Origin of the sequence: Marinomonas sp. NPDC078689 (assembly GCF_044542435.1) — a bacterium.
In the GTDB taxonomy this organism is placed as follows: Bacteria; Pseudomonadota; Gammaproteobacteria; order Pseudomonadales; family Marinomonadaceae; genus Marinomonas; species Marinomonas arenicola.
Genome location: NZ_JBITUJ010000002.1, coordinates 1 through 20350, shown reverse-complemented (window position 1 = coordinate 20350; position 20350 = coordinate 1). Strand labels below are relative to the sequence as shown.

The following is a 20350-nucleotide window of genomic DNA, read 5'->3' as shown; positions in this document are numbered from 1 at the left end:
ACAGTTGATGTCATTAATAAAAAGAAAAAGAGGACTTATCAAATGAAAAAACTACCGTCGTTACTTATTGGGGCGTTGGCTTGTGCCGCGGTTTCACTCGCACATGCTAGCACCTTGGTGATCAATTCCGATCAAGCTGATCCCGCGCCCAAAAAAGCCTTTGAGGAAATTATTCATAAATTCGAATCTGAGAATCCAGATATTTCGGTGAAATATAATCTTTACGATAAAGAAGGCTATAAAACTGCGATTCGTAATTGGCTAGCGACCAGCCCACCGGATGTGGTCTTCTGGTATGCGGGCAATCGAATGAAAACCTTTGTTGATCGTGGCATGTTTGAAGACGTGAGTGACATCTGGGAAAAAGAAGGGCTAAAAGAATTGATGCCTTCTGCCACGTCCGCGATGACGATTAATAATAAACAGTATGGTATTCCTTACACCTATTATCAGTGGGGCATGTATTACCGTAAGGATATTTTTGCGAAGTTAGATCTGCAAGTACCTAAAACATGGGATGAGTTCTTAGCGGTGAACGCAAAGCTAAAAGCGAATGACATTACGCCTATTACCATAGGAACAAAGTACTTATGGACGGCCGCAGGTTGGTTCGACTATTTAGACTTACGAACCAATGGTTTGAAATTTCATATGGATTTAATGGACGGTAAGATCCCTTATACTGATGCGCGCGTGCGTAAAGTGTTTGAGTATTGGGATCAGCTTGTTAAGCCAGGATATTTCTTGAAAAATCACGCGTCTTATTCGTGGCAAGAAGCGCAACCTTTCTTGTATAACGGTAAAGCGGCTATGTATTTGATCGGCAACTTTATTACGCCGAACTTCCCGAAAGAGCTGGATGGCAAAATTGGTTTCTTCCAGTTTCCCATTATTGATGCCAAGGTACCGGTTGCAGAAGACGCTCCAATGGATACCGTGCACATTCCGGCTCGCGCCGCGAACAAAAAAGACGCTCGTAAGTTCCTAGAGTTTATGGCGCGAGCTGATAATCAAACGTTAGTGAACGCTGCCCTGTTGCAAATCCCAACCAACAAAAAAGCCCATGCACCGGATAATGTGTTCTTAAATGATGGTGTGAAAATGCTGAATGCTGCCGCCGGAACCGCACAGTTTTATGACCGTGATACGTCGCCGCGTATGGCGCAAGAAGGCATGAAGGGTTTCCAAGAGTTTATGGTGAAACCTGAGCGTTTGGATGCGATTCTAAAACGTTTAGAGCGAGTTAGAGAACGAGCGTTTAAGGAATAATAACGAGCGCGCTATATAAATAAGTAGCCGTGTGAAATGAAATGAGAAAGCTTGTTGGGGCGATCTGCCTTAGCAAGCTTTTTTATGGCGTATATATCGAGCGAGAAACGGGGTTATCACCTCTTACTTTTGCTGTGCCAGCAAGAGGTGATAAAACGCTGGCAATATTTAGAACTTATATGTCACAGCGACATAGTGTCCGAAGCCAGTTGTTTTTAGGTTATATATGCCATTATCTAGGCCGTAAACATTATTGAAATATTTCAAACCGTAGCCTACTGCGTAACGCTTAGAGTGCCAGTAAAGACCGTTAAAGTTTGCAAGGCCAGTGCTTGACGAGGCGTACTCTGGTCTTAGGCCGAATTGGTAATCAATATAGCCTTGGTAGGCTAGGAATGAACCATTTTCAAAAGTGGTTAAGGGTTTAAACCAGTTAGCCGAAAATTGATAGCCGTTCCAATCTTGTCTGTGTTCTGCCATATCGTACAAGCCGTAAAGGTTCATACCGACTTTGCCTAGCCAAGGAACTTCTACATCAGCACCGAGACCAACAAAAGCGCTGTTTACATCGTTACTGCTGCCGCCATTAACATTATAAAGTGTGGAAATGTAAAGCTCTTTCACAGGTCCGAAAGAAAGGTCTTTTCCTGTCATGCCATCCAAAGAGAAGCGAGGCGCTAACTTAAGGAACATTTTGTCTTTACCGTATTTATCGCTGGATTTACTAGACGTTAAGTTAAAGACATCAATGTATCCGTATAAATCTACGATGCCAGAGCGACCGCCAAACTCCATTTCTAGGTAGTCATGATCATTGCCACTGGTATCTGGTAATTCATCAAATGCGTACATGAGATTGAATTGGCGCCAAGAGTAATCGTTCTTATGAATATCATCAGAATAGTCTGCTGCCAAAGCAGTAGAGGCTGCCGCCGCCATGCCTAGCCCTAAAAGTAGTTCGCGCATCGTTCTCTCCACGATAAAGGTAAAATATGATCACAATGTGACCAATTGGTCAGGAATATGACTTGAATGTGGATGTTACATCGTTTTTTCTTCATTACAATCACTATTTTTGAAAAAAAGAAGGTGCGCATTTTTGGTGAATTATTTTTGAACGTGCACTAATAAGATGAGTGAGTTTTTTTGTTTTTTTCTCTTTTAATTCGAGTTAGTTAGTCTTTATTTGGCTTTGATGAGCGGAGAAGGGGGCGCTTTTTTGGTGCGTCTTGATTGTGAAAAATATCACAATATTTTTAGGCATAAAAGCGTTGAGAGAGTGGAAAAAGTGACCGCCAGACAAGATGTCCTTGGTTTTCGTTAAATAACCGCTTCTAAATAGTGTGCATTTCGCTATCATTGGACGCTGTATCGATTTTTATAAGGTGGTTCTTTATGTTCTTAAGATTTGGCTTTATTGCGTTTAGCGGTGTTTTGGCTTTGAGTTCTTCTAGTGTGTTTGCTTTTGACGATTACTGTACGCCTAAATTGGACGTCTACTTGAAGACGACTCAGGAAACAGTGGAGTCTAAATATGTGCCAGAAAGACAAAAAGAAGTCGCTCAGAAGATTTTGGATAAAGTGAAAGCAAGTCGAAATGACACGAAAGATTGCGTTTTGCTGGATAAGTTGTTGCCCTAAACAATGAGCTTACATTTTTAAACGCAATTTATCTGTTTGCGTAATGAAATCAATCTATTATTTGTTTATCAGGATGGGACCTAGAATGACATGATAGAATTGATTTCAGCGTTAAAGAGTGCGACACGCCTCTTGGAAATGACATCGGCCGCGGTCGTTTTTTCTGATCATAGCGTGCTGCTTGATGATCAGAATACAAAGATGGCACACTTGGTTCAGTCTTTTCGACGCGCTCCTTTATCGTCTAATGTGTCCGTTTCCAGCCTTACCCACGCTGCTGATAGCAAGGATAGCTTTTGGCAGGGTATTTTAGTATCAGGCAACCTAATCGTTAGACGGCTTGATGCCGACACCTCGCAACCTGCGTATTTGATTTTATTTGGTGAACATGAGTTCACACATTTTTCCGAGCAACAGCGCCAATCCTTGTGTTTTGCTGAGGCGGCACTTAAACATCTTGTGTCGCAAAAGATCGACGCAGAAGCCATTTCCCGTCTTATTCCCCACGACGACATGTTTGAGTTTGTTAATAAAAACACCAGCATGATTGCCATTGTAGACAACGACCTGCGCTTTGCTTTTGCCAATGATAAATGTTTGGAGGATTTTAAGTTAAGTCAGGATGAAGTCATTGGCAAACGGGTACCTGAGGTGATTGGTGAAGCTGTCTATGAAACCTCTAAAGAGTCCCTTGTCTCAGCTTTAAATGGCCAAAAAACAACCTTTTTACTGACCTTAAGGCATCGCGATGGTGAGGTTGCAAAGATTCTCGAGGTGGTGTGTACGCCAAAGCATCACCAAGGAAGGCAGGTTGGCTTGTATGTCGTTGCGCAAAATGTCACGCCTCAGCAGAAAACCTTGCAGACTCTTCGCAATCTCCATCAGATCACAGCAAATTCAACAACGGCGCTAGAAGATAAGCTGCAGAGTATTTTGGCGGTGGGTGTGTCTCAGTATGGTTTGCCATTAGGGATTATTAGTAAGATCCATGACAACACTTATACCGTTAAGTACTGTGTTTCTCCTGATAATGAATTGTCACCTGGTATGGCATTTGACTTAGGACAGACCTATTGTGTGCACACCTTAAATAATGGTGAGCCTACCTATTTTCACCACACCTCTAAAAGCACTATTAAAGATCACCCTTGTTATCAAAATTTTGGTTTAGAAGCCTACATAGGCGCATTGATTAAGATTGATGGGGAAAGTTGGGGGACGCTCAATTTCTCCAGTCCACACCCAAAAGAAGAGCGCTTTAGTGAAGACGACATAGAGCTCATGAAATTGCTGGCTCAATGGGTTGGTAATGAAATAACACGACACAATACACTGGAAAAACTGCAAGCGTCAGAGCAGCAGCAACACTTGCTGCTTAATTCTGCGCACGATGGTTTTCTTGGTATAAATTCAGATGGCCAGATTATTTTTGCCAACCAAGCGGCTTGCCATATAACAGGCTATCAATTGGAAGAATTATTAGGTCAGTATCATCATCCTTTGCTGCATCATTCTCAGGCAGATGGTACGCCTTATCCTTTGTTAGAATGTCCAGTCAGTAGAACCGTACTGACAGGCGAAAGCAGTCAGTCTTTGGCTGAGCCTTTATGGGGCAAAAATGGGTTGTTTATTGCTGAGTATAACTGCGTGGCGATGAGAGATATTAATGGTCTGGTGCAGGGCGCGGTGATCACTTTTCAAGATCGTACCCAGCAGCTTGCTGTTGAGCAAGAAATGCTAGAGCAGAAAAGGCTGTTTGAATCCTTGTTCGTTGATGCTCCCTCGGCCATTGCCTTGGTCAATAAACACCGCGAAGTGGTCATGGTAAATCCCGCTTTTTGTGTGTTATTTGGTTATTCTGCAGACGAGATAGTCGGCCAAAATACCGCCATGTTATATGCCTGTGAAGAGGAATATTCACGCATCGGGGACGCCTATTACAGTGACACGGATGTCAAGGTAAACCCACTAGAGCGTGTGGCTTATGTAAATAAATGCGGGCGCGTATTTTATTGCGAGACCGCGGGCAGCATGATTAAAGGTAAGCAAGGAGAAATTGAAGGTTACATCGGGCATATGACGGATATAACAAGCCGATTGCAAGATGAAAAAGAGAGACAAAGAGCCAATCAGCGCTTTTCTATGGCTTCTGATGCCGCGTCGATAGGGGTGTGGGAGTGGGATTTGAGCACCAATGAACTGGTTTGGGATGATTGGATGTATCGCCTTTTTGGGGTGGAAAAAGAAGAGGTGAGTGATCCATACCAAGTCTGGAAAAAGTGCATTCACCCAGATGATGTGGCGGCGCTCAATGACAAAATAGAGACTTTTATTCAGGGTGGCGAGCGCTTTGATACGGATTTTCGCATTGTTCGTTTGGATGGACAGGTTCGTCATTTGAAAGCAAACGGAGTATTGGAATGTGGCCGAGAAGGGCACTCACCGAAATTAATCGGTGTGAATTTAGACATTACTTCCCAGATTGAAACCGAGGCGATTCTGCGCAAGGCCAGTAATGAAGCTGAGTTAGCAAATAAAGCCAAAAGTGACTTTTTAGCCACCATGAGCCATGAGATTCGAACCCCGCTTAATGGTGTTTTGGGGATGGCTGAGTTGCTTTCACTCTCGCCGTTAAGTACTGAACAAGCCTCCCAATTGGGTATCCTCCAAGAATCTGGAGAAAGCTTACTTGAGCTGATCAACGAAATACTCGATTTCTCAAAAATAGAAGCCGGTCAGCTGGCGATTGAGTCGGTTGATTTTGATCTAGAGAAAACGCTTTATGATGTGGTGCGCCTGTTGATGGTTAGTGCCGAAAAGAAAGGCTTAGACCTGTTGGTGGAATACCCAAGTTATACGCCTACCAACTTCATCGGGGACGCGTTTAGGATCAAGCAGGTGCTGATCAATCTGGTCAGCAATGCCATTAAATTTACTCACACAGGGCAAGTCGTTGTGGCGGTGGCGTCGGCGCTGGGTGAGCTGGGGCGTGCCAATCTATCGATCAAAGTAACGGATTCAGGTGTTGGTATCGCTAAAGGTGCTCAAGCGTCATTATTTAAAGCGTTTACGCAAGAAGACTCATCAACAACACGCAAATTTGGCGGCACTGGGTTAGGGTTGGCGATCACTAAGCAACTGGTGGAGTTGATGGGTGGTAGTATTATGCTGCAAAGCGAAGAAGGGGTTGGTTCTTCCTTTACTGTGTCTCTTACGTTGGTGGAGAGTTATTTAAAACAGCCTTCGGAAAGTGTGGATTTGTCACAATGGCAGCATGCGAAAGCACTGATTGTGGATGACAATGAAATTAACCTGATGATTTTGTCTAATCAGCTGTCAGAGCTTGGTATTCAATGTGATCAGGAGCTAAGCTCAGTTGAGGGATATAAACGGATAATGTCGGCTGCTAAGAAGCAACCGTACGATCTGATTATCTTGGATTACCAAATGCCAGAGTTAGACGGATTGGCCTTGAGCGCCCTTATTCGCGAGCAAAGCGGTAATGATTATGCGCCAGCTATTATCATGGCCTCTTCCTCAGGACGCTTGAAGCAAGATTCTTTGCAAAAAGCGGGTGTGAATGTCTGTTTAACCAAGCCGGTAGACAGTCATTCGTTGTCACTGGGCGTGGATGCAGCGCTGAATAGCCAGGTGTTGGCCAAGCCGGTGTCGTATTTCTCCTCGAGTGAAAGAGCGTCATTGTATACTGAAAAAGACTTTCCGCAATTTTCTGGTTGCGTGCTAATCGTTGAAGACATGCAGGCTAATATCGCCGTTGCGCGAGGCCTCATTGAGAAAATGGGTTTTGAGATTCTCGAAGCGGTAAACGGTGAAATTGCTGTTCAACAATGGCAAAAGCATCGTCCAGATTTGATTTTGATGGACCTGCACATGCCCGTTATGGATGGATTGACGGCCATGAGAGCGATTCGTCATATAGAAAAAAATGACCCTCTTAATCGTAGTACGCCCATTTTTGCACTGACAGCGGATGCTCACGCCGAAAGGTTAGCGGATGTCGAGCGTGCTGGTGGGGATGGGCTCATTGCGAAACCCTTTAAAAAGGGCGACCTAGTACGACTATTTAAACAATATTTCCATCAGCAAGAATCTAGTAGAGACGTAAAATTGAGTCACGAAAGCGATAAGAATGAAGAAGGTATAGGCACTGATAAGGTGGTATTGGATCAAGCTGTATTGGATGAGTTAAAGTTAGTATTAGGGGCGGATTTAGAAATACTGTTCCAAGCTTTCTTTTCTGATGCCGAGGGCATTATAGAGACACTAAAAAATGCCAGTGAAGAAAGTGTGGATTTAACGGCGATCGCTAGAGCCGCGCACAGTATGAAATCCATTTCCCAAAACTTGGGTGGGCGTGACCTTTCAGCACTTGCAGAACGTATAGAGAAGGCTGCTAAGCAAGAAGAGGTTCAAGAAGTGTGTGCGTTAATCACGCTATTAATCAAAGAGTACACGCTATTTTCTGAGGCGCTCAATAAAGAACGATAAGGTTTTATGAAAATACTCATTGTTGACGACACTAATACGGATCGACTTTTACTGAAAATGTATTTGTCTAAATTAGAGCACGATGTTATTGAGGCTGTGAATGGAGAACAGGCCATTATCCAGTACATCAAAGACGCCAATGAGCTTGATCTCATCCTCATGGATGTGCAAATGCCTGAAATGGGCGGGTTTGAAGCGGTGAGCAAAATCCGCAGCATCCAAGAATCTCGAAACCTTGAGTGGGTGCCTATTATTTTCTTAAGCGCCAGCGCGGAAGCGGAAGATATTGATGAAGGGATTCGTGCTGGAGGCGACGACTATTTGATTAAGCCAATTCACCAGAAGGTACTGTCTGCCAAAATGCTGGCAATGCAACGTATTGCTGATATGCGGCATCGTCTTATTTTGGCTAATAATGTGCTGGAGGCGCAAGCATCTACGGATCATCTGACTGGGATCTTAAATCGTAGAGCGCTTGAAGCTGTACTGGACCGGGAAGTGGCGCGTTCGAAGAGGTTTGAGTCTGTTTTTTCTTTTGCCTTGTTCGATTTAGATCATTTTAAGCGAGTTAATGACAATTATGGACACGATGCCGGTGACTTTGTCTTGGCTGAAGTGGTGAAACGGGTGTCTCAAGGGTTGCGTTCTGATGATGCTTTGGGACGAGTGGGTGGTGAAGAGTTTGGTGTGGTTATTTTTAATTGCGTTGGTAAGAAGGCAAAAGATGCCTGCGAAAGGTATCGACAGTTGATCGCAGAAAAGCCATTTATCTATAACGGTATAGAAATTAAGACCTCGATTAGTGTCGGTTGTGTCGCGTTTGATATCAAGACGGATTCCAGAGAATCCATCTATAAAAAAGCCGATGTCTGTTTGTATGAGGCAAAAGGAGCTGGTCGTAATCAGGTGGTTTATCAAGAGTAAAAAACGCCAATAGACAAAGGTCGACTGATAAAAATCAAAAAATGCCCGTCATTAGCGGGCATTTTTCGTTTTTATTGCAATAGAAGCTGTGTAGACCATAGGTTAACGGAGTTTCTTTTAGTAAACTTTTGGGACTTAGAATGAGATAGGTGAATTATGGTAAGTCGACCGTCTTTAGAAACTGCTACAGCATCAGAACCTGATCGCTTTGTTGAACCCTTGGAATTGGGTAAGCGGGTAAAGGAAATTCGCTTAACCAAAGGGTGGACGTTAGAGGAAGTCAGTAAAAGGACAGGGATAGCCCGTTCAACTCTTTCTAAAATTGAGAACGATCAAGTGTCACCAAGTTTCACCATCGTTCAAAAATTGATTAAAGGGCTGGGGATGGATCTGCCGCAGCTTTTTGTCGAGGCCAGCGAGCACTCCATTGCGGGGCGCCGTGACATTACTCGCAAGGGTAAGGGGGAGCCTCACCCGACGGCGACTTACGAGCATGAATTGTTAAACTTCTCGATCAGCCGAAAGAAAATGGTGCCTTTTAAAACCAAGGTACGGGCAAGGAGTTTTGATGAGTTCAAGGAGTGGGTGCGTCATGATGGGGAAGAATTTTTATTGGTGCTAGAGGGGAAGATTAATTTTTTCTCTGAGCTCTATGAACCAATTGAATTAAAAGAGGGAGACAGTGTGTATTATGATGCCAGTATGGGTCACACCGTTGTATCCACGTCTAGTAAAGATGCAGAAATTCTCTGGGTCGTCGCGCGTTAGATCGACGCCAGAGTAATGATTAATAAGAAGGTTTTAGAAGTTATGAATCAATGGAATCCAGCCAGCTGGAGAGAAAAAACTGCGTTGCAGCAGCCTGTTTACCCAAGTGCAGAGCACTTGGCTCGTGTCGAAGGTGCGCTGGGTAAAATGCCTCCTTTGGTGTTTGCTGGTGAAGCGCGTCAATTAAGATCCGCGTTATCTAAAGTGGCAAAAGGCGAGTCTTTTTTATTGCAGGGCGGAGATTGCGCAGAAAGTTTTGCTGAATTTCATGCTGATAATATTCGCGACACATTCAAAGTGATGTTGCAGATGGCGGTGGTTTTGACCTACGCCGGAAAATGCCCAATTGTCAAAGTGGGAAGAATGGCTGGGCAATTTGCTAAGCCCCGTTCTGCCGGCAATGAAACCATTAATGGTGTTGAGTTGCCAAGTTACCGCGGCGATATTATTAACGGTATTGAGTTCACTGAAGCGGCGCGTGTGCCAGACCCAGAGCGTTTGGTGCAAGTGTATAATCAAAGTGCCGCAACTATGAATCTATTGCGCGCCTTCTCTCAAGGTGGTTTTGCCGACTTGAATCAAGTGCATCAATGGAATCTAGATTTCTTGAAAGCCAGCCCAGCGGGCGAGCGTTTTCAAGGCATTGCTGACAAAATTGACGATGCGATGCAGTTTATGGAAGCGTGCGGTGTCGGTGGTGGACTGACTCAGCTTCAGGAAACGGAGTTTTATACTTCTCATGAAGCCTTGTTATTGCCTTACGAACAAGCATTGACGCGTAAAGACAGTCTAACGGGCGACTGGTATGACTGTTCTGCTCACATGTTGTGGATTGGTGATCGTACCCGTCAGTTGGATGGGGCACATGTCGAGTTCTTACGCGGCGTAAACAATCCAATCGGTGTGAAGGCGGGGCCTACGATGGACCCAGAAGATCTGTTGCGCCTATGCGATGCCTTGAACCCTAATAATGACCCAGGCCGTTTGAATATCATCGTCCGTATGGGGGCTGATAAGGTTGAAGAGGGCATGCCTAAACTGATTCGCGCCATTCAAAAAGAAGGCAAGCAAGTGGTTTGGAGCAGTGACCCAATGCACGGTAATACAGTGAAAGCGAGTTCGGGTTATAAAACCCGCCACGTAGATCATGTGTTGCGTGAAGTTCAGCAGTTTTTCCAAGTGCACAACGCTGAAGGTAGTTATGCCGGTGGTGTGCATTTTGAAATGACAGGTCAGAATGTTACTGAGTGCGTCGGTGGTGCTTTTCAAGTGACGGAAGCGGATCTGGCTGATCGTTACCATACCCATTGTGACCCACGTCTAAATGCGGATCAGTCTTTAGAATTGGCGTTTATGATATCTGACACCTTGAAAAAAGCGCGCGCTTAACATCGAGGCGGTCTATTGTTTGCGTTCATTTCGCAATAAAAAAGCCCAGTGAATGAAGATTCACTGGGCTTTTTAGTGTAACGATCTTTTGTATCAGAGTCGTTGTGCTCTGATGATCAAGCTTAGCCTTTACGGCGACGGAAAGACGATGTTGCGGTTTTTGATGTGATATCAATTTTCGCCATGATCAACGCCATTTCTTCAGCTTCTGCTTGTTGCTGTGCTTTTAGCTTATCTTCACGTTCTTTTTTCGCCGTTTTTTCTGCTTCGCGAAGCATTCGTTGAATGCTGGCTTTGCTTTTCGGGCGTTCGACTTTCGTGATGTCGGAAGGTTTTGTTGGGTCTGCTGCTTTCACGGTCGATGCAGGAGAGTCTAAGCGATCTTCGCCAATGAGCTCACCAAAAAAGGAGCTGGCCGTCGGCTTCGGAGCAGCTTCTTTTTTAATTGGTAGCTCAATTGACTTTTTTGCGGCGGCCTTTCGAGTTTTCTTCGGCTGCTCGGCAGTAGAGACGCCATTCGCGTCAAACATGGCCTTTTTGCCAAAGCTTAATCCAGCGGCTTTTGCCGTTGTTTGGCCTATCTTGTAGCCTCTTAGGCTTTCTCCGTTGTAGATGGAAACATAGTCTTTTTCTAGTTCGTAAAGCTCTTGTTTGTCATCTGTTTCGAAGAGTTCTTCAACCGCAAAGGCGCTTAAATCGTGCTCTCGGATATCGTCATACAGTGGAAAATCCAAACCTTCATTTGCTGCTTCTACGTATTGCTCAAAGCGTTGGAAACCGCTATTGAAAGAAGTGCCAATATAATGTTTGCCAGTGATATTATTTGTGATTTTAAAAACGACCAAAATCGCTGCCTCTTACTTAGTATCTTTTGAATAGCACATAAACCCGACTTACTTCTGGTTGCCCAAAAGTAAATCGGGTTTATAGAAAAATAGAGTTTAGTGTTTTACGACGAGATTCAGTCCGTCGCGGACATTGAGATGAACATTCTCAACTCGACTGTCTTGTGCAATCACACGGTTAAGCTCATTGACAGCGAGATCGCTGTTCTCTTTAGGATCAAGAACTCGTCCTTGCCATAAAGAGTTGTCAATGATGATTAAGCCACCCTTACTTACTAGCGGTACAACAGCTTGGTAATAATTCAGGTAATTGCGTTTATCAGCGTCGATAAAGACGAGGTCGAAAAGACCTTCAAGGTTTTGAATCGTCTCCAGCGCAGGACCAAAAATCGGTTTGATTTTGTGTCCATGGGGGCTACGATCGAAAAAGGATTGAGCAAATTCAATTGCTCTAGGGTTGGTTTCACAGCAGATAATCTCGCCGTCATCAGGCATGCCTTCAGCGATGGATAAAGCAGAGTAACCGGTAAACATACCGATTTCTAAAACGCGTTTAGGTTGCTTGATCGTGGCAAGAATCTTCAAGGTGCGGCCAATGATTTTACCAGACAACTTATTTGGGTATCCCATGTCCGAATAGGTTTTATCGACCAATTCAATGAGAAGATCAGGTTCTGATTGAGTAGTCTCAATGCAGTAGTCGTCAAGATAGTTAAGATCCATAAGGCCTTTCAGATATCAAAGTGTGTTGCGAAACGGAGGGTAATTTTACCTCGCACAGGGAGAATGTCTATGGCTAAAACTAAGAAAAAAGCCTTGATTTTCCAGCATTCTCTTTTATTGGGTTTTGTTTCGGCTTTTGCCGTGGGATATGGTCAAATTAGCGTTCGCAAGATACTTGCAAAAATGCTATTTTAAGCGGCTTAAATTGACATGTGCTCTTTGGTATGGAGCACCACTGACTCCAATAGGAGAAAAAAATGCCTGTAATTACTTTGCCTGACGGCAGTCAACGTACTTTTTCTAACCCAGTTACTATCATGCAAGTGGCTGAAGATATCGGGCCAGGTCTTGCAAAAGCAACCGTTGCTGGCCGTATTAACGGTACTTTAGTAGACGCTTGCGAACTGATCTCTGACGACTCAGACATCAGCATCGTAACCGGTAAGGACCCTGAAGGGGTCGAAATCATTCGTCACTCATTTGCGCATTTGGTTGGGCACGCTGTAAAGCAATTGTTCCCAACGGCAAAAATGGCGATTGGCCCGGTTATTGATGAAGGGTTTTATTACGACATCGCATACGAACGTTCCTTTACCCCAGAAGACATGGCTGCTATTGAAAAGCGCATGACTGAGTTGGTAAAAACCGATTATGACGTTGTTAAGAAAATGACGCCGATTGCAGAAGCGCGTGCTGAATTTGAAGCGCGTGGTGAGTCTTATAAAACATCTTTGATTGATGGATTGGATGACTCAGTAGAAAGTGTTGGCTTGTATTACCATGAAGAATACGTCGATATGTGTCGTGGTCCTCACGTTCCGAATACTCGCGTATTACGCCACTTTAAATTAATGAAGTTGGCAGGTGCCTATTGGCGTGGTGATTCTAATAATGAAATGCTGCAGCGTATTTATGGCACAGCATGGAATGATAAAAAAGAATTGAAGGCGTACTTGACGCGCATTGAAGAAGCAGAGAAGCGTGACCATCGTAAGTTGGGCAAAAAGCTGGATCTGTTTCATGTGCAAGAAGAAGCGCCAGGTATGGTGTTCTGGCATCCAAAAGGCTGGAGCTTGTACCAAACGGTTGAGCAGTACATGCGTAACAAGCAGCGTGAAAACAATTATCAAGAGGTTAAAACCCCTCAGATTGTTGACCGTGTGCTTTGGGAGAAGTCTGGGCATTGGGGTAAGTATCATGAAAACATGTTTACGACTCATTCAGAGAACCGTGATTACGCTGTGAAGCCAATGAACTGTCCGTGTCATATTCAGGTTTATAATCAAGGCCTGAAGAGTTATCGCGACCTGCCTTTCCGTATGGCTGAGTTCGGCTCTTGTCACCGTAATGAACCTTCTGGTGCATTGCACGGTATTATGCGAGTGCGAAACTTTGTTCAAGATGATGGCCATATTTTTGTTACGGAAGGTCAGATTCAGCAAGAAGTATCCGAATTTATTGATCTGTTGCACGAAGTGTATGCAGACTTTGGTTTTGATCAGATTATTTACCGTTTATCTACTCGTCCTGAGCAGCGTGTTGGCTCTGATGAAGTGTGGGATAAAGCGGAAAAAGCCTTGTCAGACGCATTGAATGCTGCTGAGTTGGATTGGGAAGAGTTGCCTGGTGAAGGGGCTTTCTATGGTCCTAAGATTGAGTTCTCTCTGAAAGATGCGATTGGTCGTGTTTGGCAGTGTGGTACTATCCAGGTCGATTTCTCGATGCCGACTCGTTTAAACGCACAATATGTGTCAGAGGATGGTTCTCGCCAAACACCGGTTATGTTACACCGTGCCATTGTTGGTTCGTTGGAGCGATTTATCGGTATTTTGATCGAAGAGACAGAAGGTGCCTTTCCGGTCTGGCTTGCGCCTGAACAAGTTGTTATCATGAATATTACAGATCGTCAGGCAGATTATTGTTCTGATTTGGAAAAAAGATTAAATTCAAACGGCTTTAGAGCAAAACTTGACTTGAGAAACGAGAAGATCGGGTTTAAAATTCGCGAGCATACTCTTCAACGCGTGCCTTATATGATCGTAGTTGGGGACAAAGAAGTGGAGCAGCAACAAGTTGCTGTCCGAACTCGTACCGGCGAAGATCTTGGGGTGATGAGTATCTCTGATTTTGAAGATCTGCTTCAAACAGAAGTTGCTCACCGTAGCCGTAAACAAGAAATGGAGAAATAGTTATAAAAGGTAATATGAATCGTGGACGTAATGCGAGCAAGCAGCGTCCTCTAATCAACGAAAACATTCGAGCCACTGAAGTGCGTTTAATCGCCGCTGACGGTGAACAAGTTGGCGTGGTCTCTCTTGAAGAGGCGCTAAAGGCGGCTCAAGAAGCAACGCTTGATCTAGTTCAAATTGCTGATTCAGATCCCATTGTTTGTAAAATCATGGACTACGGTAAGCATATCTTTGAAGCGAAGAAAGCAAAAGCCGCTCAAAAGAAAAATGCGAAGCAGATTCAAGTAAAAGAAATGAAATTCCGTCCAGGGACGGAGGAAGGGGATTATCAGGTAAAACTCCGCAACCTGATACGTTTCCTTGAAGGCGGGGATAAGGCCAAAGTATCACTACGATACCGCGGTCGTGAAATGGCCCATCAGGAGCTTGGCATGCAACTTATGAATCGAGTCGCTCAAGACTTAGACGATTATGGTGTAGTGGAACAAGCTGCGAAAATGGAAGGTCGTCAATTGACTATGGTGCTAGGCCCCAAAAAGAAGAAGTAATTTTAAATAACTTAGGTTATTAAGAAATTACGATAACATTAACGAATGCGAGAGTGGTTTTATCATGTCCAAAATTAAGTCACACAGTGGCGCAGCTAAGCGCTTCAAACGTACCGCGAATGGTTTTAAACATAAGCAGTCCCACACTAGTCATATTTTGACTAAAAAGTCTACTAAGCGTAAACGTCACCTGCGCGCTTTGAGCCAAATCGCACAAAGCGATAAAGCTCTTATTGTTCGCATGTTGCCTTACATTTAATTGTAGAGTTTTTTTAAGTTAATTTATTTTTTTAGTAAAGGGTTTATATTATGCCTCGCGTAAAACGTGGTGTTCAGGCTCGTCGCCGTCACAAGAAGATTTTAAAGCAAGCTAAAGGTTACTACGGTGCACGTAGCCGTGTATTTCGTGTAGCTAAACAAGCAGTTATCAAAGCTGGTCAATATGCATACCGTGACCGTCGTCAACGGAAGCGTCAATTCCGCGCATTGTGGATTGCTCGTATTAACGCCGCTGCACGTATCAACGGTTTGTCTTACAGCCGTTTCATTGCTGGCTTGAAAAAAGCAGCAATCGAAATCGACCGTAAAGTATTGGCTGATCTAGCTGTGTACGAGAAAGAAGTTTTTGCTGCAATCGTTGAAAAAGCGAAAGCTAGCTTGGCTTAATTTCTGACGTAGCCTTAGGGTGATTTGATCTTGAAAGATCCTGTCTTAATAGAAAAAATGACCCAATGCAGTCTTTAATAGGGGAAGAGCTAACGCTCTTCCCCTATTTTATTTTTTGGAGTATGTAAATGGAGAATCTAAAACAGATTCTTGCTGATGCGTTAAACGCAGTAGCAGCGTCTGAAACCGAGTCCGCCTTGGATGATGTGCGTGTGCATTACCTAGGAAAGAAAGGGGCTTTGACCGCTTTGCTGAAACAGTTAGGTAACGTTTCTGCAGAAGATCGACCAAAATTTGGGCAGTTGGTAAATGAAGCCAAAGGCCAGGTTCAGGAAAAAATCACTGAACGCAAAAGTAAGCTTGCCAAAGCGGCTCTGGATGCAAAATTAGCAACCGAAACAATCGATATCTCATTGTCAGGGAAAGGCCAGGAAATTGGTGGTCTGCATCCAGTAACACGCACAATGGAGCGTATTGAAAACTTTTTCCGTGGGATTGGCTTTGATGTGGCCGCTGGGCCAGAAATTGAAGACGATTACCACAACTTTGAAGCGTTAAATATTCCTGCGCACCATCCGGCGCGAGCGATGCAGGATACCTTCTATTTTAATCCGACAACGGTATTGAGAACGCATACTTCTCCAGTGCAAGTGCGCACCATGGAGACCTCTCAGCCGCCAATTCGTATTATTTGTCCTGGTCGTGTGTATCGTTGTGATTCAGATCAGACGCATACGCCGATGTTTCATCAGGTCGAAGGTTTGTTGATTGATGAGAATATCTCCTTTGCCGACTTGAAAGGTATTTTGCAGCAGTTTTTGAATGTCTTCTTCGAAGACGATCTTAAAGTGCGTTTTCGTCCTAGTTACTTCCCATTTACTGAACCTTCGATTGAAGTGGATATCATGCGTACCAACAGCAAAGGCGAAGAGTCTTGGTTGGAAGTATTGGGTTGTGGCATGGTTCACCCTAAAGTGCTTGAGATGTCGGGCATCGATTCCGAAAAATACACAGGGTTTGCATTTGGCATGGGCGTAGAGCGCTTTGCTATGTTGCGCTACAAAGTAGACGACCTTCGTATGTTTTTTGAGAACGATTTACGTTTCCTTAAGCAGTTTAAGTAACCAGTCGACCTAGGATGTTTTTATGAAAATTAGTGAGAATTGGCTAAGAGAGTGGGTCAATCCAAGCATCAGTAGCGATGATTTGGTGGCTCAAATAACCCTAGCTGGCCTTGAAGTAGATGAGGTTTTGCCTGTTGCGGCTGAGTTTTCAGGCGTGGTTGTGGGTGAAATTATCAGTGCTGAACCACACCCAAATGCGGATAAGCTGCAAGTGTGTCAAGTGTCTGATGGTGCTGAACAGTTTCAGGTTGTTTGTGGTGCGCCAAACGCGCGTGCAGGCATCAAGATTCCGTTTGCGAAAATTGGCGCTGTCTTAGGTGCGGATTTTAAAATCAAGAAAGCCAAACTTCGCCAAGTTGAGTCTTTTGGTATGTTGTGCTCTGCCTCTGAATTGGGTGTGAGCGATGACAATGACGGCATTATGGAGTTGCCATCTGCGGCTCCGACCGGCGAAGACTTTCGTGCTTTCTTGGGGTTAGATGATCAGATTATAGATGTGGATCTAACGCCAAACCGCAGTGACTGTTTGAGCTTAGCGGGCTTGGCTCGTGAAGTGGGTGTGTTGAATAAAGTGGACCTTACTCCAGTGGTTGTTACTGCTGCAGACGTTTCAATTGATGACACATTCCCTGTTCGAGTGGAAGCGGTTGACGCTTGTCCTCGTTATTTGGGGCGTGTTATTCGCGGCGTTAATGTTGGCGCAGAAACCCCTTTATGGATGACAGAGAAGCTGCGTCGTAGCGGAATTCGCTCAATCGACCCTATTGTTGATATTACGAACTATGTGATGCTTGAGCTGGGTCAGCCAATGCACGCATTCGATTTGGCCAACTTGTCTGGATCGGTTGTTGTTCGTATGGCGACGGCTGGCGAAAAAATAGTCTTGTTGGATGGCCAAGAAGTGTCTCTTCGTGAAGACACTATGGTTATTGCGGATGACAAGGCGCCGTTGGCCATTGCTGGCGTAATGGGTGGCGAAGGTTCTGGGGTGAATGTCGATACACAAGACGTTTTCCTTGAGAGTGCTTTCTTTGCGCCTATCGCGCTGGCTGGTAAGGCGCGTTCTTATGGCTTGCATACTGATTCCTCTCATCGTTTTGAACGTGGTGTCGATGCGACATTGCAAGAGAAGGCGATTGAGCGTGCTACCGCGTTAGTGCTTGAAATTGCCGGTGGACAAGTGGGTCCTATTGTTCGAGAAGTGGCGCCAGCGTCTTTGCCTGAAGCGGCTGTGGTTACTTTGCGTCGTAAGAAGCTAGATCAATACTTGGCTGTTTCAATCGACAAAGACCTAGTGACGGATATCCTTACCCGTCTTGGTCTTGAGATGCTTGAAGTGACGGATGAAGCTTGGACAACGAAAGCACCGTCCCATCGTTTTGATATTGCCATCGAAGCGGATTTGATCGAAGAAGTGGCGCGTATCTACGGCTACGACAATTTGCCTTCTTCTATGCCTCAGGCTGCGGTGAATTTCACACCTCAATCTGAAAGTAAAACACCTATTCAAGCGTTGCGCTCTGTGTTGGTTGCTCATGGCTATCAAGAGGCGATTACTTACAGCTTTATTGATCCTGTGCTAAGTAAGCAATTCTTGCCGGACATCGAGCCGGTGCCATTGGCTAATCCTATTTCTGCGGACATGGGTGTGATGCGTCCGAGTTTGATCCCAGGTTTGGTGAAGGCGTACTTGCATAACCAGAATCGTCAGCAGTCTCGCGTGCGATTGTTTGAAACGGGTCGCCGTTTTATTGGTACGGTCGATGCTTTGGATGAATTGGATCAGCAGCAACAAATCTCAGGATTGATTGCCGGTAGTCGTGATTCTGAAGCTTGGTACCATAATAGCGATAAGGTCGATTTCTATGACCTTAAGGCGCATGTGGATGCTTTGTTTGACTTGAATGATGGTCGTCAGCCTACGTATGAGCGTTCTCAGTGTGAGTTCTTGCATCCTGGTCGTTCTGCTGATGTATTTGTAGATGGCGAGTTTGTCGGTATCTTGGGTGAGTTGCACCCTCAGCTATCAAAAACATTAGGGGCCAATCAGCCTTTGTATGTCTTTGATATTGCGCTAGCGGCTGTGATCGATGCGAAGTTGCCAGAATACAAGGCAATTTCAAAATTCCCTGAAGTGCGCCGTGATTTGGCCTTGCTGGTAGATCGTTCGGTGCCGGTTGCTGACTTGGAAAAAGTCATTTCTGAATTCGCGGGAGATGCCTTTAAAGAGGTGCTTGTTTTTGACGTCTATCAAGGCCAAGGTATTGATGAGACGAAAAAAAGTGTCGCTTTGGGCTTGACGTGGCAGCATCCTTCCCACACTCTTAGTGATGAAGAAGTAAACAATTCTGTCGAAACAATTGTTGCGGCATTAGCTGAGAAGTTAGGGGCCGTTGTAAGGGGGTAATCTTATGGCATCGTTGACAAAAGCGGATTTGGCCGAAAATTTAGTAGATTCTGTAGGTCTTGCTAAAAAGGACGCAAAAGATCTTGTAGAAGGTTTTTTTGATGTGATCCGAGAATCTCTTGTTGAGAGACAGCAAGTGAAGTTATCAGGTTTTGGTAACTTTGAAGTTCGCGAGAAGAGTCAACGGCCAGGTCGTAACCCTAAAACGGGTGAAGAGATTCCTATTACTGCTCGAACCGTTGTTACCTTTCGACCAGGGCAAAAGCTTAAGTCGAAGGTTGAGAACTACATGCAAGAGTAAGTGCTCTTGTTATCGCACTTATAAAAGCATTGCTTGGTTCTTTCAAAAAGCCATCCCTCGGGGTGGCTTTTTTGTTTTTAGTGTCTTGCTTGGTAGGGAAGGGGAGGAGTTCCAATGAGCGCACTGGATGGGCTTGGCGAACGCGTCAGCGAACAGACAGTGTATAATGGTGAATAGAAGGTAGGTGGCTTTGCCTGATGGCTGGCTGAAGGTTTTGGTTATAAGTACATTTAGATCAATAGGTAAGCAATATTTTGCCAGTAACCAATAGTTTTGATTAAATTGAAAAAAAGTTTATAAAACCCTTCCCTTTTCAATTCGTTATAGTAATATACGCACCCGCTGACAGCGACAGTGTTGCTGCCTGCATCGGGGCGTAGCGCAGCCTGGTAGCGCACTAGCATGGGGTGCTAGTGGTCGCAGGTTCAAATCCTGCCGTCCCGACCAAAAATTGAGAAATGCCGCTATAGCTCAGTTGGTAGAGCATCTGACTTGTAATCAGAGGGTCCCGAGTTCGACTCTTGGTGGCGGCACCATATTTTGGTCAAAGTTCTTTTCTTCTTTTAGAGGGAATGAATAAAAAATAGATTTTGCTTTTATTAAAGCCGCTATAGCTCAGTTGGTAGAGCATCTGACTTGTAATCAGAGGGTCCCGAGTTCGACTCTTGGTGGCGGCACCATCTTCTAATAGAAGATGAAAGTAAAAGTAAACTGCGTCGTGGTAAATGGTTATGCCGCTATAGCTCAGTTGGTAGAGCATCTGACTTGTAATCAGAGGGTCCCGAGTTCGACTCTTGGTGGCGGCACCACTTCTCTTTATTGAGTCGTATAGAAAATTGATTCAGCGTTAAGCCGCTATAGCTCAGTTGGTAGAGCATCTGACTTGTAATCAGAGGGTCCCGAGTTCGACTCTTGGTGGCGGCACCATAAATTTGGTAACGATTTGAATTATGTCGGGTGTGTAGCTCAGTTGGGAGAGCGTCGCCCTTACAAGGCGAATGTCGGGAGTTCGAACCTCTCCACACCCACCACTTACTAAACAGTGGG

The 20350-nt window shown here is 44.7% G+C and carries 17 protein-coding genes and 6 tRNA genes; 20 read left to right on the top strand and 3 right to left on the bottom strand.

Features of this window, described 5'->3' with window-relative positions; translation table 11 throughout:
- Window positions 1–42: 42 nt before the first annotated feature.
- Entirely contained in the window at window positions 43–1269 is a 1227-nt protein-coding gene (locus ACIGBN_RS03215; RefSeq protein WP_396663617.1) for an ABC transporter substrate-binding protein, read from the top strand.
- Window positions 1270–1437: 168 nt separating this feature from the next.
- Here the strand turns inward: ACIGBN_RS03215 and ACIGBN_RS03210 are convergent, their stop codons facing one another.
- A complete protein-coding gene (locus tag ACIGBN_RS03210; RefSeq protein ID WP_396663615.1) occupies window positions 1438–2235 on the bottom strand; it encodes an outer membrane protein OmpK in 798 nt (265 codons plus the stop codon).
- Window positions 2236–2664: 429 nt separating this feature from the next.
- Between ACIGBN_RS03210 and ACIGBN_RS03205 the strand changes: the two genes are divergently transcribed.
- The 5 genes from ACIGBN_RS03205 (at window position 2665) to ACIGBN_RS03185 (ending at window position 10500) form a co-directional block, all read left to right on the top strand.
- The gene (locus ACIGBN_RS03205; protein ID WP_133003315.1) at window positions 2665–2910 is read left to right on the top strand and encodes a hypothetical protein; all 246 of its coding nucleotides are present in this window, start codon (window positions 2665–2667) and stop codon (window positions 2908–2910) included.
- Between the two features lie 90 nt (window positions 2911–3000).
- Window positions 3001–7419 carry a PAS domain S-box protein gene (locus tag ACIGBN_RS03200; RefSeq protein ID WP_396663613.1) on the top strand — a complete coding sequence of 1473 codons (4419 nt, stop codon included), beginning with the start codon at window positions 3001–3003 and terminating at the stop codon, window positions 7417–7419.
- Window positions 7420–7425: 6 nt separating this feature from the next.
- Window positions 7426–8343 carry a diguanylate cyclase gene (locus tag ACIGBN_RS03195; RefSeq protein ID WP_133003317.1) on the top strand — a complete coding sequence of 306 codons (918 nt, stop codon included), beginning with the start codon at window positions 7426–7428 and terminating at the stop codon, window positions 8341–8343.
- Between the two features lie 156 nt (window positions 8344–8499).
- Entirely contained in the window at window positions 8500–9111 is a 612-nt protein-coding gene (locus ACIGBN_RS03190) for a helix-turn-helix domain-containing protein (RefSeq protein WP_133003318.1), read from the top strand.
- Window positions 9112–9153: 42 nt separating this feature from the next.
- Complete coding sequence (locus ACIGBN_RS03185) at window positions 9154–10500, top strand: class II 3-deoxy-7-phosphoheptulonate synthase (RefSeq protein WP_133003319.1); 1347 nt, start codon at window positions 9154–9156, stop codon at window positions 10498–10500.
- Between the two features lie 122 nt (window positions 10501–10622).
- On the opposite strand, the gene ACIGBN_RS03180 is transcribed toward ACIGBN_RS03185, so the two are convergent.
- Window positions 10623–11345, bottom strand: a complete 723-nt coding sequence (locus ACIGBN_RS03180) for a GIY-YIG nuclease family protein (protein WP_133003320.1) — start codon at window positions 11343–11345, stop codon at window positions 10623–10625.
- Window positions 11346–11441: 96 nt separating this feature from the next.
- Window positions 11442–12068 carry an O-methyltransferase gene (locus ACIGBN_RS03175; RefSeq protein WP_133003321.1) on the bottom strand — a complete coding sequence of 209 codons (627 nt, stop codon included), beginning with the start codon at window positions 12066–12068 and terminating at the stop codon, window positions 11442–11444.
- A 69-nt stretch (window positions 12069–12137) separates the two neighbouring features.
- Here ACIGBN_RS03175 and ACIGBN_RS03170 point away from each other — a divergent pair, with 69 nt between their 5' ends.
- From ACIGBN_RS03170 to ACIGBN_RS03105, 14 genes are all read left to right on the top strand, one after another.
- The gene (locus ACIGBN_RS03170) at window positions 12138–12263 is read left to right on the top strand and encodes a hypothetical protein (RefSeq protein ID WP_396663609.1); all 126 of its coding nucleotides are present in this window, start codon (window positions 12138–12140) and stop codon (window positions 12261–12263) included.
- Window positions 12264–12325: 62 nt separating this feature from the next.
- Entirely contained in the window at window positions 12326–14257 is a 1932-nt protein-coding gene (gene thrS / locus ACIGBN_RS03165) for a threonine--tRNA ligase (RefSeq protein ID WP_133003322.1), read from the top strand.
- Between the two features lie 14 nt (window positions 14258–14271).
- Window positions 14272–14805, top strand: a complete 534-nt coding sequence (gene infC, locus ACIGBN_RS03160) for a translation initiation factor IF-3 (protein WP_115898705.1) — start codon at window positions 14272–14274, stop codon at window positions 14803–14805.
- Window positions 14806–14869: 64 nt separating this feature from the next.
- Window positions 14870–15064, top strand: a complete 195-nt coding sequence (gene rpmI / locus ACIGBN_RS03155) for a 50S ribosomal protein L35 (protein ID WP_115898706.1) — start codon at window positions 14870–14872, stop codon at window positions 15062–15064.
- A 50-nt stretch (window positions 15065–15114) separates the two neighbouring features.
- A complete protein-coding gene (gene rplT, locus ACIGBN_RS03150; protein WP_115898707.1) occupies window positions 15115–15471 on the top strand; it encodes a 50S ribosomal protein L20 in 357 nt (118 codons plus the stop codon).
- Between the two features lie 128 nt (window positions 15472–15599).
- Window positions 15600–16595, top strand: coding sequence for a phenylalanine--tRNA ligase subunit alpha (pheS, locus tag ACIGBN_RS03145; RefSeq protein WP_133003323.1), 996 nt, complete (start codon window positions 15600–15602; stop codon window positions 16593–16595).
- Between the two features lie 22 nt (window positions 16596–16617).
- Window positions 16618–19002, top strand: coding sequence for a phenylalanine--tRNA ligase subunit beta (pheT, locus tag ACIGBN_RS03140; RefSeq protein ID WP_396663605.1), 2385 nt, complete (start codon window positions 16618–16620; stop codon window positions 19000–19002).
- 4 nt (window positions 19003–19006) lie between these two features.
- Window positions 19007–19303, top strand: coding sequence for an integration host factor subunit alpha (locus ACIGBN_RS03135; protein WP_115898710.1), 297 nt, complete (start codon window positions 19007–19009; stop codon window positions 19301–19303).
- A 370-nt stretch (window positions 19304–19673) separates the two neighbouring features.
- Window positions 19674–19750, top strand: a tRNA-Pro gene (locus ACIGBN_RS03130).
- A 13-nt stretch (window positions 19751–19763) separates the two neighbouring features.
- Window positions 19764–19839, top strand: a tRNA-Thr gene (locus tag ACIGBN_RS03125).
- Between the two features lie 68 nt (window positions 19840–19907).
- Window positions 19908–19983 (top strand) — tRNA-Thr (locus tag ACIGBN_RS03120).
- 53 nt (window positions 19984–20036) lie between these two features.
- Window positions 20037–20112: transfer RNA gene (locus ACIGBN_RS03115), tRNA-Thr, on the top strand.
- Window positions 20113–20154: 42 nt separating this feature from the next.
- Window positions 20155–20230, top strand: a tRNA-Thr gene (locus ACIGBN_RS03110).
- A gap of 28 nt (window positions 20231–20258) precedes the next feature.
- Window positions 20259–20334: transfer RNA gene (locus ACIGBN_RS03105), tRNA-Val, on the top strand.
- Window positions 20335–20350: the final 16 nt, after the last annotated feature.